Raw genomic sequence first — 13,712 nt, 5'->3', positions numbered from 1 at the left:
TAAATAGATTATAAAAGAGACGCATTGCAGTGCGTCTCTACGGAAATCTTCGTTTTGAATCTTTGTTCCTTTGCTTCTTTGTTCCCTTTTTTACTCAAAAATTTTCACTTCTTCTAAATCCTTCTCTTCGTCTTCAGTAAAAATTCGATATTCAATTTGAAAAGTCTTTTTTAAAGGCGTTTCCAATGAAAATCCACCTACTCCAAATGCATCAATTACTTTTAAAGTAAAATGGGCATGTTTCCAGTATTCGAACAAATCTTTATCTACCCAAAATTCTGTATCCTCAATAATTCCGATACACACATCTCCCGTCCGCTGATAATAGCCGCCTTTTTCAAAACATTGTGGTTGAGTGCCTTCGCAACAACCGCCAGCCTGATAAAACATCAGTTCGCCGTGTTTTTCTTTTAGAATTTTTATTAATTCTATTGCTTCTGGTGTGGCTTCAATTCTTTTGATCATGACCGATTTGATTAAATTTGTTTACAAAAAAAGGTAAGCCCCCACACTTACCTTTTACAACCAATTATAATAACAATTAAAAAAATCCTAATTTCTTTTTATCATAAGAAATAAGCATATTTTTTGTCTGACGGTATTGACTCAACATCATTTTGTGGTTCTCACGTCCGATTCCGGATTGTTTGTAACCTCCAAACGGAGCACCTGCAGGATACGAATGATACTGATTGATCCAGACACGACCAGACTGAATGGCTCTTGGAACCTGATAAATTTCATGTGCATCACGAGTCCATACACCTGCTCCTAAACCATACATTGTGTCATTTGCAATTTCAATCGCTTCTTCGGTAGTTTTAAAAGTGGTAACAGCCAAAACTGGCCCGAAAATTTCCTCCTGAAAAATGCGCATCTTGTTATGTCCTTTAAACAATGTAGGTTTGATGTAATAGCCACCTTCAAGATCTCCTCCCAAATGGTTGGCATCACCTCCTGTTAAAACTTCAGCTCCTTCTTCTTTTCCTAATTTTATATAAGACATGATTTTTTCTTTTTGTACCAAAGAAGTCTGCGCACCTATCATAGTTGATTTATCCAAAGGATTTCCGGCAATTATCGCTTCGGTTCTTTCAATTACTTTTGCAATAAACTTGTCATAAATATCTTCATGAATTAATAATCGTGAAGGACAAGTACAAATTTCACCTTGATTTAATGCAAATAATACTGCACCTTCGATGGCTTTATCAAAGAAATCATCGTCATGATCTGCCACAGACGGGAAGAAAATATTTGGTGATTTCCCGCCTAATTCTAAAGTAACCGGAATAATATTTTCTGTTGCATATTGCATTACCAAACGTCCTGTAGTTGTTGAACCTGTAAAAGCAGCTTTTGATACTTTTTTATTGGTTACCAAAGGACGCCCTAGTTCGGCACCAAAACCGTTAACAATATTTAAAACCCCTGGAGGAAGTATATCGCCAATTAATTCCATTAAAACCATAATCGAAATTGGAGTGCTTTCGGCTGGTTTTAAAACAATTGTATTTCCTGCAGCAAGTGCCGGAGCAATTTTCCAAACAGCCATTAAAATTGGGAAATTCCAAGGAATAATCTGCGCTACTACTCCCAAAGGTTCGCTTAAAGCGATGGAAACAGTTTGAGAATCTAGTTCAGCAATTGAACTTTCTTCTGCACGAATTACACCTGCAAAATATCTAAAGTGATCGATGGCAAGCGGTATATCTGCTGCGAGTGTTTCACGAATTGGTTTTCCGTTATCAATTGTTTCAACCGTTGCGATAAACTCTAAATTATCCTCGATTTTTTGCGCAATCTTGTTAAGCAAAATACTTCTTTCTGTTACTGAAGTTTTCCCCCAGGTTTTGAATGCTTCATGTGCTGCATCAACTGCTTTTTCAAGATCTTCTTTCCCGGAATGTGCTGCTTTTGTAAATACTTTTCCGTCAATAGGAGAAATTACATCGAAATATTCACCTGTAACTGGCGGTGTAAATTTTCCATTTATGTAATTGTCATATTTTGCCTTAAATTCAGGTCTTTTTGTGGTTGTGCTCATAGCTAGTAATTTTTTGATTCCTTTCAAAATTACTTTCATCTTCTGAAACAGAATAGCACATTTCAGTCAACTAATAGCACAAAAATTACAAATTCATTTTTTTAGCATATTTAAAACGTTTATTTGACAAAAAATTAATCGCAAAATTCACAATTAATCAGTATTAAAACGTATTTCATGTATTTATAGCAGTCCAAAAAAACCAAATATTTTTTTTCTTACTCCAATCCGCAATCCTTATATTTGTATCCTTATACAAGAATAATAAAGGAAACATGAAAATATCTTACAACTGGTTAAAACAATTTATTAAAACAGACTGGACTTCAGAACAAACTTCAGAACTTCTAACGGACTTAGGCCTTGAAGTTGAAGTTGTTGAAAAATACCAATCTATAAAAGGTGGATTAGAAGGAGTTGTTGTAGGACACGTACTGACCTGCGAGAAACACCCAGATGCAGACAGACTTAAAGTAACAACAGTAAATATTGGGCAAGAAGCTCCCGTACAGATTGTTTGCGGTGCGGCCAATGTTGCTGCAGGACAAAAAGTTCCGGTTGCTACTATTGGAACTGTTTTATTTGATAAAGATGGTGCCGAATTTACTATAAAAAAAGGAAAAATCCGCGGTCAGGAAAGCCACGGTATGATTTGTGCCGAAGATGAACTGGGCCTAGGAACTGGTCACGACGGAATTATGGTTCTGGATGCTGATTTGGTACCTGGAACTCCAGCAGCAGAGGTTTTTAAAATTGCAAATGATGAAGTTTTCGAAATTGGATTAACTCCAAATCGTGCTGATGCAATGAGTCATTTTGGTACTGCTCGCGATTTAAGAGCGGGAATGCTTCAACGTGGTGTTAATATTGAATTGATTACACCATCAGTAAGTAATTTCAGAGTAGATATGCGTACGCTAAAAATTGATGTAAATGTTGAAGAACCAACATTAGCACCAAGATATTGCGGTGTTACCATTTCGGGAATTACAGTTCAGGAATCTCCGGCGTGGCTGCAAGATCGTTTAAAAGCGATTGGCTTAACTCCAAAAAATAATATCGTCGATGTTACTAATTATGTTTTACACGAATTAGGACAACCACTTCATGCTTTTGATGCAGCAAAAATAAACGGAAAAGTAATTGTAAAAACACTTCCGGAAGGAACAAAATTTGTTACTTTGGATGATGTAGAAAGAACTTTACACAAAGAAGACTTAATGATTTGTGACGAAAAAGGTCCTCTTTGTATTGCAGGTGTTTTTGGAGGAAAAAAATCAGGTGTTACTGAAGGAACCACTTCTATCTTTTTAGAAAGTGCTTATTTTGATGCCGTTAGTATTCGTAAGACTGCTAAAAGACACCAATTAAACACTGATGCTTCTTTTAGATTTGAAAGAGGAATCGACCCAACAATTACGGAATATGCTTTGAAACGTGCTGCTCTTTTGATTCAGGAAGTTGCAGGTGGAAAAATAACTTCAGATGTTGTCGAAGTTTTCCCGAAAAAAGTAGAAGATTTTTCAGTATTATTGAACTTCAGCCATGTTTATAAAATCATTGGACAGGAAATTCCAAAAGATACTATTAAAAAAATATTGGTTTCTTTAGATATCAAAGTAAATAGTGTATCTGATTCAGGTTTAGGATTAACAATTCCAGCCTACCGCGTTGACGTGCAACGTGAAATTGATGTTATTGAAGAAATCCTTCGTGTTTATGGTTACAACAACATTAATTTCTCTAAAAAATTCAATGCAACAGTAGCAAATTCGCCAAGAACTGAAGATTATAAAGTACAAAATGTAATCGCTTCGCAGCTAAATTCGCAAGGTTTCCATGAAATGATGGCGAATTCATTGACGACTGCTGCTTACACAAAACTTTCAGCTTCATTAAAAGAGGAACATAATGTAACAATGCTAAACCCTTTAAGCAGTGATTTATCGACTATGCGTCAATCTTTATTGTTTTCAGGTTTAGAAGCTGTATCTTATAATATCAATAGAAAAAATGCGGATTTAAAATTGTTTGAATTCGGAAAAAGCTATCATAAATATCTTAACGGATACGAAGAACATAAACATTTGACTTTGTTGATTTCAGGAAACAGAAATAAAGAAAGTTGGACACATCCTCAAAAAAGCACAGATTTCTTCTTATTAAAAGGATATGTAAAAGGAGTTTTAGCTCGTTTAGGAATTGATAAAATTTCTAATGCGCCGGTTCAATCTGATATTTTTTCTGAAGGAACTGCTATTTGCTACAACAATGACACTTTGGTAGAAATGGGTGTGGTAAAAAAATCGATCATTAAGCATTTCGGAATCAAACAAGATGTTTATTATGCCGATTTTAATTGGGATTTAATTCTGAAAATTATCACTGGAAAAATTAAATATACTGAAATTCCGAAATACCCTGAAGTACGAAGAGATTTAGCTTTATTAATTGATCAGAGCACTACATACGAACGAATTTTTAATTTGGCAAAACAAACTGAAAAATCGTTATTAAAAGACATCAACCTGTTTGATGTTTACGAAGGAAACAAGCTTCCTGAAGGGAAAAAATCATACGCATTGAGTTTCACCATTCAGGATAACACAAAAACGCTTACAGATGCTCAAATTGACAAAATCATGTCAAAACTACAGCAGACTTTTGAAACTGAACTTGGAGCAACTTTAAGATAAAAAAAACTCCAACCAAAATAAAATCCCAATTCTATAATTTTAGAATTGGGATTTTTTATTTTTTACTTACTCCATCTTAATAAGTAAGAGCTGAAAAAATAGGATAGCTATTTATTTTTTCCCTTCCGTTAAGAAAAGATAGTTCCATTAAAAAATTACATTGTACAATTTCACCTCCTAATCTTTCAACTAATTCACAAACGGCTTTCGCGGTTCCTCCGGTTGCCAAAACATCATCATGAATCAAAACGCGATCACCTATTTTTATTGCATCTGTGTGCATTTCTAAGCTATCAAAACCATATTCTAATTGATAAGATGCAGAAATGGTGTCAAAAGGCAACTTCTTAGGCTTACGTACCGGAATAAAGCCTGCATTTAATTCATGAGCTAACAACATTCCGAAGAAAAAGCCACGACTCTCCGCTCCTACCACTTTGTCAATTTTTTGTCCTTTTAATGATTCTACTAAAATTTTAAGGCATTCTTTTCTCGCAATTGGGTCATTTAGCAATGGCGTGATATCTTTAAACAAAATTCCTTCTTTTGGAAAGTCTTGAATATCACGTATATAATTTTCAATCTGCATTTTTTTTTATTTTTATGTTATTTTTCTCTTGTATATCTCACATTTATGTCTATCTTTGCACCCGCAATAAGCAATCAACAAAGCTACAAAAAAATAGCTTAATGATAACAAAAGGCCTCGTGGCGCAACTGAATAGCGCATCTGATTACGGCTCAGAAGGTTACTGGTTTGAATCCAGTCGAGGTCACTTCTCGGGACAAAAGATAAAAATCATCTTTTGTCCCGTTTTTTTTTGCTTTTAACTGTTTATTAATGAGGTAAATAGACTCCACTATTTTGTTCACTCTAGCGGTTTGTACTTTATTTTCGTGAATTGTAAAATTTTCGGGGTAAACTAAACCAATTAGGCTTCTTGCATCAGATAAATCCCTTTTCAAATATGAATCACTAAGTTTGATAAGGTTGTCAACCCCCTTTACCAGTAGCTCTTCAATACTATGCTTATCTTTAGTGACTGTTGATAGCTCACGTTCAAGGTTTGCAATTCGTGCACCATAGTCATCTTTCATTAGCTTATAATCATCAGCTTCAATTTTTGATGTAAGAAGAAGATCTCTTGCATTGCTTAATCTGAGTTCATAATCTTTTATCTGTTCTACAAGTCTTCTTTTCTGTTCGCCGGCATTATTTGCGAGATCACGATGTGTTTCATATAAAATCGAGCTGTATAATTTCTTAACTTCAGCTATTGGCTGATACTTACTGAGATCTTCAATAAAAAGTTCATTAGCGATTTCAGAGTTAATTCTAAACTTACATTGCGCTTCACAGTGGTAATAATGATAGTATTTGTGTCTTCCTTTACATTTACTTCCTTGCAGCTTCTTTTGGCACTTTGGACAGATAAAAAAGCCTCTTAACGGGAAATCAACGACAGTTTTAATTTTAGGTCTGTAAAGGCGTGATTTTCCATCTAAGATATCTTGTACATTATAAAAAAGGCCTTCAGAAATAAGTGGCTCATGCTGCCCTGTAACAAATCTGCTTTCTTCATCTTTATATTTTGGTATAAATATTTTACCACAATAAACAGGATTTCTTATTAGGCCCCACATGTTATTTTTAGTTCTTTTAAATCCTCTTCTGCAAGCCATATGATATATTTGCTCTGTATTGAATATTCCTTTAGCCAATTCTTCAAATATCCAGCGCATAACAGAAGCGGCAGGTTCTACAAGTGCAATATATTTACTTCCGTCTTCTTTGGATTTATTAGCATATCCAAACGGTGCAATACCCATATATCTACCTTCTTTTTTCGCCCTTCTCATTCCATGAAAGGTATTTAAAGCCCTACGATCGTTTTCAACTTCAGGAGCCGCTAAGTAAAAAGCCAGCATCATTTTATTTTCTGGAATTGCCAAATCAAGAGGTTGCTCAATCGCTTGAGGCTCTACACCTAACTTTCTTAGTAAACTTATCATCTGATAGGCATCTCCGGCGTTTCTGCTGAAACGATCCCATTTGGTAAACAAGACCAGATCAGTTGTGTTTTTCTGTTTTTTCAGATTCAGTAAAAGTTTATTCCATTGTGGTCTATTAAATGTCTTAGCGGAATGATCCTCATAAATAACGTTACGCACTTCAATATAATTTATTGAGCAATATTTCCTTAAAACTTCTTCCTGATTTCTTTGCGAATAACCTTTTTCTGCTTGTTCGTCCGTGCTTACACGTATGTATAAATCTGCTATAATACTCATGACTCCAAAAATTTAGATACGGCTACATGAGCCATTTTTCGTAAAAATAGCAAAATTTCAGTTGCTTCTTCGATTGTAACATTCATACCCTCAGAGTTTAACATATTCATAGCTTTCTCTGGGGTTATTTTCCCTCTTGTGTTTTCCTCTTCATCTTCCATCTCTAAAAATATTTTATATAAAAAAAGCCCTTATAAGGGCTTTAGTTTTTTATTAATACATTACTCAAAAAAATAAATCTTACTCCCTTGTGTTTTCTTAAACGACCGCTCGTACTTTATATATCCATAACTACTCAATTCCTGAATACATTTATGATAAGTGTAAGCTGAAGAAATTTTTGCCAAAGGAGTTATTTCATGTCTATAGACCTGTATAGGATTCACAAAACCTTTTTCAACTCTATACTTTAGCAGTGCGGCATAAATTGCAATATGAGTGGAACTAATTCGAAAATCATTTTCAATTGCAGAAAAGAAGTCCAGTAAGCTTTTCAGATTTTCCATAGCCTTTATTTTATATTTTTCTGCATTTACTTTTGACTTTGTTATCTTGACTTTTTAAACTTGATTGTAATTTCAAAGGGACGTCCCTTTTAACTCTAAACAAACTTTCAATTGTTACCTTCCTTAAATTTTCATTGTAAATATTCAGACACTTATTTTGAGGATTAGCTTCGATATAGACCTTACATTCCTTTCCTTCTTTGGTTAAAGTCACTGCTTCTCTTCTGCCTTCTTTAAGAGAATCTATTAAAGAATTGATTTCCGATTGATCCGAAGTCTTCAGAAATAATTCAGATACACTTTTTTCAATGTTGAAGCCATATGATTCATGAAATTCTTTTAATTGATAATTACTATCAACTCCTTTTTGATTAAAGTCTAATTGTTTCCAAGTCCCTGCTGTTAAAACTGCTCTACCTGATAGTAATTCGTAAGCCTGCTCTGAATTAAAAGCTTTTACCTCGTCAACATTAAAATAGTATTGCCTATTCTCGTTATTAGCATTCTGATGATGGAGATTAGAGTTAAAACCTTTAAAATCATAATGTCCCTGCTCATTTTTTATAAAATGAAGAGAATGATTCATCTGGTCGTGCTCATTAAGATAATAAGATATTGGAACAGTAAATTTATCCTGCCCCAGCCTCATATACCTATCAACTTTATTGTATGCATCTTTAAAACCAGCACGTTCCAGATTATCTGCAAGCAACTGATTGCTTTTTAGCTCCTCTCTGCTTTCTTTTTGAGCATTGATTCTTTCTACAACAAATTTGCTCAGTAGTTTATAGAAATACTGTCGAAACCTGTCCGGATAAATTTTCTTAATTAAAGTGTTTCGTTCGTTTCTTATAATCTGCAATGCAGTACGTTCATCTAATTGATTTGTATTCTTGTACTTCAATAAAATACTTTCATAGAACCTTAGTTTCTCTTTTAATAGAGAATTTTCTAACGATGAACTTGATTTAAAAAGTTTCTTCAGTCGGTCTTCTTTTGAATTCCACCCAGCAATCTCTGACTCCAGTCTATTTGTATGAACCTCATTATTCATAATTTTAAACTTTAGAGGTTAAGAATTTCTATACAGATTTACCTGCCTTTCTTTTATGGGCAGCAGTTTTCTTTTCCCTCTGATCAGTTTCATCATCACTATCCTGCTTCTGGGATTGTTCTTTCGAAGCTGACTTTTCTTTTGATTCCGCCTGCTTTTGGTCCTTGCTCTCGCGATGATTAATCCTTTGTAAATTATCGTCGTAAACATTTACAGTTTTAAATTGTGGATTTGCCTCTACATACTGTTTGCTTTCTACTCCACTAACAACAAAAGTTACGGACTGAAGATTACCTTTTTTAAGTGAATTTAAAAGATCTTCTTTGTATTTAGGTGTTTCAAGTTCCTTTATAGAATGTTTTGCTAAACTTGCTTCCAAATCGTACCCATAATTTTGATGGTAATGATTTATTTTAAAGTTTCCATTGCTCTCGGATTCCTTAAAGTCAATTTTTAGCCAGGAATTATACACTTCACCTTCCTTCGTTTTAAGATCTTTATTTACAGAACGACCTTCCATCAAATTATAAGCTTCTTTAAGGGTAATATTACTGCTGTTGCTATTAATATAAAAAGTCTGTTCTAATCCTTCTTTTGATTCTTCTTTTTTAAGATTCACATGATAAGAATTAAAAAAGTACAGATCACTTTGGTCGGATTTTTTAAAATTCAGTTCGGCAGTCATTGCATCTTTTCCATAAACACCTTCTTTTATAATCTTAAACTCTGTCTCTCCTTTTAACATCTTTTCTTTCAGATCCTGATCGAACGTTTCTCCAAATCCAGTATATTTCAACTGATCTTTTAGGAATTCTAAATTTTTCTGATTCATGATAAATTATTTTAAAGTTATTATTCTCTTAAAAGCTGTTAAGAACATCAAGATCAATTAGATCATTATTCTTGATGTCTATTTCTAATTGTCTGCCACCATCCTTTTCAATAAGTTGAATCGTAAGGTACTTTTTCTCAGGGATAGTAAACTTTGATAAAGCATAGACTAAATTCACTTCAGATTTATCTGGAATCTGCATGGAGTTGGAAGTCGAAAAAAGCGGAAGTATTTCTATTTCCTGTGAAGCAGTACGCTTAGATTTTCTCTGATCCCGAATAAAAAAACGAAGCTGGTCTATATCGTAATTTATCTTTGAAGCGTTACCTAAAACAAGTCTGAAGTAAAGAACATCCTGATGAATAAATATGCCGTTCACACTAAGATTAATATCAAATCTTGACCTCTTTAGACCGCCTATTTTTTTCTTTTTAAATAAAGCAAGCTTAGAATACTGTTCAATTTTCTTTTGATTTTCATTATCGAGAGAAAACAAAATATCGTTATTTACAATTGCACTATTATCCGCCTTAATGTTTAAATCCGGGCATACCTCATCATAATTCAGAACAAAGACATATAACCTACTGTCGGCTGTAACTACAGTAATATTGGTCTGCATAAAATTCTGATTTGCCGCTTTCAGCAGTAAAATATTTTCTACTCCTTTTGCTTTTTGCATTAAAATATCCTGACTGCCCTTATCTATACTTTTTATCGAATACGGAAACACTATGCTTGTTGTTTTAGAATAAGCAATCTGCACGTTTTTAAACTGATCCTGATTGAAATCTAAATCTCTATTTATCAATTGTGCATAGCCCGACAATACACTTAAAAGCAGGCAGACCAAATTCATCCAATTATTATTTTTCATTTTTTCAAGATTTAATTATTTCAAATTCTTTTGTTTTTCATCATAGAGTAAAACCTGATATCCAGCCTTTACCACAACTTTTATAAGTTTAATCTTTTTGCTCATCAGGCTTTTGGCAGCTTCAATTCCCATCTCCGCAGCCTGTGCTCCCCAGGAGTCGGTAACACCATTTAGTCCTAAAGTCTGTAGAGAACGGTCCGCAGAGGTCTTAGCTACGTCTCTGCTTATTGCTCCTGGAATATAGATCCCGTCAATTCCATCTAAGTCATAAACTGAGAGTTCAACAGGGAAAATTGAATTTTGATACTGGATATTATTTATTTTAACCTCCAGCCGTTCTCCTTTTAAAGATGCCATGCCATACAAAAAAGTGTTCTTAGGAATAAGTATGCCCTGAAGAAATACGTCAGTTTTTAATCTTAATTTTATAATTGAGCCGTTTACAATAGTTTGTGTCTCATGTATTATTGCTTCGATTGAATTCTGCTGCGGTTCAGAATCTAAATTTTCATCAATTGAATAAAACGAGTTTGATTTTAAAAGATTTGGAGATGCTATATTTTGTTGTAGTGAAGTGGTATTATCTACATCTTTTTTACGATTAACAGTAAAAACTTTTCCTTTGTTTATCTCTGAAGCTTGCTTTAACTTTTCCTGTACACGTGATGGATGCTGAATATCCAGAATGTTTTCCAGCATACCACCAAGTTGTTTTAGTTCTGGATCAGGTTCTTGCGAAGTGCCCATTTGTGACATCATATGCTCTAAGTTTTTTATCGCATCTGATTCACCTTTTGATGATCCATAGTTTTCAAACTCCCTCATATCCTGACCATAATTATCAGGTACAGCAGGCTGGCTGATTACTTTTTGAAGTGCTTTAAGTTTTTGATAAACTTTCTGTTCGTTTGCATCTTGATAAGATGATGAGTTAAAAGCACTGGTTCCTCTTCCTAAATCTTTATCTTTAAAATCATCTATTGATCCTTCAAATATTTTTTGATTGGAATAATTAGGGTCTTTTTTAATTTGTTCCTGCAATTTGATAGAATCGACTGCTGCCTGGTCGTAGTAACTCATTTTATCCAGTGATGAATCTTCTTTAAATTTAGGAATGGGAAGATTAAAGTTAAATCCCTTTTTGATTTCTCGTTTGGCCGTTTCTGCTTCCATTCTTCCACCACCTAAAATGTAGAATAATATGGTTATAAAAGGAAGTATTATAAGAGGCAGAACTAAAAGCATTTTTCTTCTTTTAGATTCTTTGAGTGATATTATTTGTTGCTCCATGACATTACTTTTTAAAATTGATTGTTTTAATTTTTGAAATAGCTGCCGGGTTTTTATTTATTTCAGAATTTTTCTTTGAGAACGCCGCGTAAATGTTATAGAGAAAATACCCTCCCTCCAAAACAGTAAACAGAACCAGCAGATAAATAATGGCTCTTTTAGAAAGTCTGCCCGTTAAAGATTCCATTTTTTGCACCCACTTATTTTGTGCAGATAAGTAATACTTATTGTAAATAAATGGCTCTTCTCGCTTTTTAATTAATTGTTTCATAACTGTCTATTTTCTATTTTCAACAGTTAAATCTTTGTTTTCGATGGTATTCCATCTCTCGATTAAAAAACCATGTGGATTGTTGTCGCTCCTAGATACATTACGAAGGCTTCCTTGGGTTATAAGGCTTCTTTTCAAGATACTGGTAGTTCTTATTATGCTTTGTTTGGCATAGCATTGAAAGCGGTACGGGTATTCTTTGATATCTATAGTTATACTGTCAATCTGGATTGTCTGGCTTATATTTCCTGAAATGATTCCAGAATAGAAACCATTCTCTTTTAGATCATCATAAATTCGCTTTGCACTGTCATCAGCCAGATAAAGAGCTTTTGTAACATTGGTTTTAATTACTTTATCATCAGGATCAAGGGTAAAGAAAAATTTATGAAATGTTTTTACATGATCTCTTGCTTCCACAGGTACATTATCTCTTCTATCTGATGCATATGCTTCCATAGCTTTCCCATTGGCAAGAATATAAACCTTATCCTGCATCAGAGCTACAGACTCAAAGCTTTTATAAAGCGTGTAACAGCAGATAATAATACATCCTGTAATTACCAGCATTGTAAATCCTCTCACATATCGGAATGCAGTATCTATATTTTTCATTTTAGTAAACATCTTTTATCTTTTTAGGTTACTCTGAATTTCCTTTAAGCTTATCATTCATGTAATTTCCTTTCTCTTTAAAATACGGAGTATTACCAGCTGATGAGGACATGCTTTGTGACATTTGGCCTGCAGCATTTCCCATCGAGTCCATTACCATACCAGCGCCTTGCGAGGTTTTTGTAATAACTGAATTAGTGGTACTGCTAAGAATGCCAGTAACTTTCTGCCCTAAGGCTCCGCCTCCACCTGCGTGAACGATGTAATTAGCTACTGATGGGACAGTAAAATATCCGATGATACCAATAATCATAAAAATGAGATATGACATATCAGTCCTGCTGAAGAAAGTATCTCCCGTCGACTCTACCTGTGATAAATCCAGCTTCAGCATTAGCTCCTGAATTTTACCGATGATGCTTCCAAAAATATTTGCAACAGGCAGCCATAAATAAATATTAATATATCTTGCCAGCCAAACGGTGAGAGTATGCTGAAATCCATCAAAGACCGCTATGCCAAATACAAGGGGGCCAAGTATGGAGAGTACTACCAATTGAAAAGTCCTAAGTGTGTCAATACACAGAGCGGCAGCCTCGAACAATACTCTCAGTACTTCACTCATCCATTCTTTTACAGAATTTCTGAAATTATAAGAGGCCTTTTCCATGGCAAACTTTACGTCGTTTCCTATACCTGCAAGCATGCTCTCATCGGAAGGATCCTCATCATGAGTATATTTATACCATTTATCTCGATCTCCTGTTCCTGTGGAACCAACATACATTTTCCATGGATCGGTTTCTTTTATAGCCTTTTCTTTTTCCTTTAAAAGAACTGCAACAGCATTATTAGATCCTGTCACCATCGCAGCAGTGGCTGTAACAGTTGGTTTCATTACCCCATTAATAAGTGCCAGTACAGATGGAAAAATCATAATACAGAATCCAATAACAAAAGGCCTGAAAAGCGGATAAAAGTCAATAGGTTCTGCATTTGCAATATGACGCCAGACTCGGGAAGCTATATACCAAATTGTCCCAAAACCAGCTATCCCCTGCCCTACAGCCAAAAGATTACTGCACAAGGGCATCATCTCATCATAAAGCTGATCTAAAACCGAGTGCATACTCTGCATATTATCGCCGAGTCCCTGTGCACTTGCAGCAAAGGGTACTATCATTGCACCAGTTAATAAAAGCACTGTTTTAAAAAATTTATATATGTTCATC

General features: G+C 34.4%; 14 protein-coding genes and 1 tRNA gene. 2 read left to right on the top strand and 13 right to left on the bottom strand.

Annotated elements, in window-relative coordinates:
- Positions 1 to 90 precede the first annotated feature (90 nt).
- The gene (locus BD847_RS04700; protein WP_115887095.1) at positions 91 to 465 is read right to left on the bottom strand and encodes a DUF779 domain-containing protein; all 375 of its coding nucleotides are present in this window, start codon (positions 463 to 465) and stop codon (positions 91 to 93) included.
- A gap of 76 nt (positions 466 to 541) precedes the next feature.
- Positions 542 to 2,047 (bottom strand): aldehyde dehydrogenase family protein, encoded by a 1,506-nt coding sequence (locus tag BD847_RS04695; RefSeq protein WP_115887353.1) that lies wholly within the window; start codon positions 2,045 to 2,047, stop codon positions 542 to 544.
- Between the two features lie 275 nt (positions 2,048 to 2,322).
- Between BD847_RS04695 and pheT the strand changes: the two genes are divergently transcribed.
- Entirely contained in the window at positions 2,323 to 4,743 is a 2,421-nt protein-coding gene (gene pheT / locus BD847_RS04690; RefSeq protein ID WP_115887094.1) for a phenylalanine--tRNA ligase subunit beta, read from the top strand.
- A gap of 76 nt (positions 4,744 to 4,819) precedes the next feature.
- Here the strand turns inward: pheT and BD847_RS04685 are convergent, their stop codons facing one another.
- Complete coding sequence (locus BD847_RS04685) at positions 4,820 to 5,332, bottom strand: adenine phosphoribosyltransferase (RefSeq protein ID WP_115887093.1); 513 nt, start codon at positions 5,330 to 5,332, stop codon at positions 4,820 to 4,822.
- A 113-nt stretch (positions 5,333 to 5,445) separates the two neighbouring features.
- On the opposite strand from BD847_RS04685, the gene BD847_RS04680 reads away from it, so the two are divergent.
- A tRNA-Arg gene (locus tag BD847_RS04680) sits at positions 5,446 to 5,519 on the top strand.
- Here BD847_RS04680 and BD847_RS04675 read toward each other — a convergent pair.
- The 10 genes from BD847_RS04675 to traJ are packed head-to-tail and all read right to left on the bottom strand — an operon-like array spanning position 5,485 to position 13,711.
- The gene (locus BD847_RS04675) at positions 5,485 to 7,035 is read right to left on the bottom strand and encodes a recombinase family protein (protein ID WP_115887092.1); all 1,551 of its coding nucleotides are present in this window, start codon (positions 7,033 to 7,035) and stop codon (positions 5,485 to 5,487) included. The two genes, BD847_RS04680 and BD847_RS04675, sit on opposite strands and share 35 nt — an antisense overlap.
- Positions 7,032 to 7,196, bottom strand: a complete 165-nt coding sequence (locus tag BD847_RS20800; protein WP_167443804.1) for a hypothetical protein — start codon at positions 7,194 to 7,196, stop codon at positions 7,032 to 7,034. The genes BD847_RS04675 and BD847_RS20800 overlap by 4 nt, the downstream gene beginning before the upstream one ends.
- A gap of 60 nt (positions 7,197 to 7,256) precedes the next feature.
- Positions 7,257 to 7,541: a hypothetical protein gene (locus BD847_RS04670; protein ID WP_115887091.1), complete on the bottom strand. Its 285-nt coding sequence runs from the start codon at positions 7,539 to 7,541 to the stop codon at positions 7,257 to 7,259.
- A gap of 10 nt (positions 7,542 to 7,551) precedes the next feature.
- Complete coding sequence (locus tag BD847_RS04665; protein ID WP_115887090.1) at positions 7,552 to 8,595, bottom strand: hypothetical protein; 1,044 nt, start codon at positions 8,593 to 8,595, stop codon at positions 7,552 to 7,554.
- Positions 8,596 to 8,623: 28 nt separating this feature from the next.
- On the bottom strand, positions 8,624 to 9,427 hold the full coding sequence (locus BD847_RS04660) for a hypothetical protein (protein WP_115887089.1): 804 nt from the start codon (positions 9,425 to 9,427) through the stop codon (positions 8,624 to 8,626).
- 28 nt (positions 9,428 to 9,455) lie between these two features.
- Positions 9,456 to 10,304, bottom strand: coding sequence for a conjugative transposon protein TraN (gene traN, locus BD847_RS04655; RefSeq protein WP_115887088.1), 849 nt, complete (start codon positions 10,302 to 10,304; stop codon positions 9,456 to 9,458).
- 15 nt (positions 10,305 to 10,319) lie between these two features.
- On the bottom strand, positions 10,320 to 11,594 hold the full coding sequence (traM, locus tag BD847_RS04650) for a conjugative transposon protein TraM (RefSeq protein ID WP_115887087.1): 1,275 nt from the start codon (positions 11,592 to 11,594) through the stop codon (positions 10,320 to 10,322).
- A 4-nt stretch (positions 11,595 to 11,598) separates the two neighbouring features.
- Positions 11,599 to 11,865, bottom strand: a complete 267-nt coding sequence (locus BD847_RS04645; protein WP_115887086.1) for a hypothetical protein — start codon at positions 11,863 to 11,865, stop codon at positions 11,599 to 11,601.
- Between the two features lie 6 nt (positions 11,866 to 11,871).
- The gene (gene traK / locus BD847_RS04640; protein WP_223678196.1) at positions 11,872 to 12,480 is read right to left on the bottom strand and encodes a conjugative transposon protein TraK; all 609 of its coding nucleotides are present in this window, start codon (positions 12,478 to 12,480) and stop codon (positions 11,872 to 11,874) included.
- A 28-nt stretch (positions 12,481 to 12,508) separates the two neighbouring features.
- Positions 12,509 to 13,711 carry a conjugative transposon protein TraJ gene (traJ, locus tag BD847_RS04635; RefSeq protein WP_262511884.1) on the bottom strand — a complete coding sequence of 401 codons (1,203 nt, stop codon included), beginning with the start codon at positions 13,709 to 13,711 and terminating at the stop codon, positions 12,509 to 12,511.
- Position 13,712 lies beyond the last annotated feature (1 nt).

Origin of the sequence: Flavobacterium cutihirudinis, assembly GCF_003385895.1 — a bacterium.
Taxonomy (GTDB): domain Bacteria; phylum Bacteroidota; class Bacteroidia; order Flavobacteriales; family Flavobacteriaceae; genus Flavobacterium; species Flavobacterium cutihirudinis.
This window is presented reverse-complemented; position numbering and strand designations above follow the sequence as displayed.

Excerpts from the sequence above, each read along its gene's own strand:
- BD847_RS04700 (WP_115887095.1), bottom strand. The coding sequence starts at position 465 with ATGATCAAAAGAATTGAAGCCACACCAGAAGCAATAGAATTAATAAAA.
- BD847_RS04695 (WP_115887353.1), bottom strand. The coding sequence starts at position 2,047 with ATGAGCACAACCACAAAAAGACCTGAATTTAAGGCAAAATATGACAAT.
- pheT (WP_115887094.1), top strand. The coding sequence starts at position 2,323 with ATGAAAATATCTTACAACTGGTTAAAACAATTTATTAAAACAGACTGG.
- BD847_RS04685 (WP_115887093.1), bottom strand. The coding sequence starts at position 5,332 with ATGCAGATTGAAAATTATATACGTGATATTCAAGACTTTCCAAAAGAA.
- BD847_RS04675 (WP_115887092.1), bottom strand. The coding sequence starts at position 7,035 with ATGAGTATTATAGCAGATTTATACATACGTGTAAGCACGGACGAACAA.
- BD847_RS20800 (WP_167443804.1), bottom strand. The coding sequence starts at position 7,196 with ATGGAAGATGAAGAGGAAAACACAAGAGGGAAAATAACCCCAGAGAAA.
- BD847_RS04670 (WP_115887091.1), bottom strand. The coding sequence starts at position 7,541 with ATGGAAAATCTGAAAAGCTTACTGGACTTCTTTTCTGCAATTGAAAAT.
- BD847_RS04665 (WP_115887090.1), bottom strand. The coding sequence starts at position 8,595 with ATGAATAATGAGGTTCATACAAATAGACTGGAGTCAGAGATTGCTGGG.
- BD847_RS04660 (WP_115887089.1), bottom strand. The coding sequence starts at position 9,427 with ATGAATCAGAAAAATTTAGAATTCCTAAAAGATCAGTTGAAATATACT.
- traN (WP_115887088.1), bottom strand. The coding sequence starts at position 10,304 with ATGAAAAATAATAATTGGATGAATTTGGTCTGCCTGCTTTTAAGTGTA.
- traM (WP_115887087.1), bottom strand. The coding sequence starts at position 11,594 with ATGGAGCAACAAATAATATCACTCAAAGAATCTAAAAGAAGAAAAATG.
- BD847_RS04645 (WP_115887086.1), bottom strand. The coding sequence starts at position 11,865 with ATGAAACAATTAATTAAAAAGCGAGAAGAGCCATTTATTTACAATAAG.
- traK (WP_223678196.1), bottom strand. The coding sequence starts at position 12,480 with ATGAAAAATATAGATACTGCATTCCGATATGTGAGAGGATTTACAATG.
- traJ (WP_262511884.1), bottom strand. The coding sequence starts at position 13,711 with ATGAACATATATAAATTTTTTAAAACAGTGCTTTTATTAACTGGTGCA.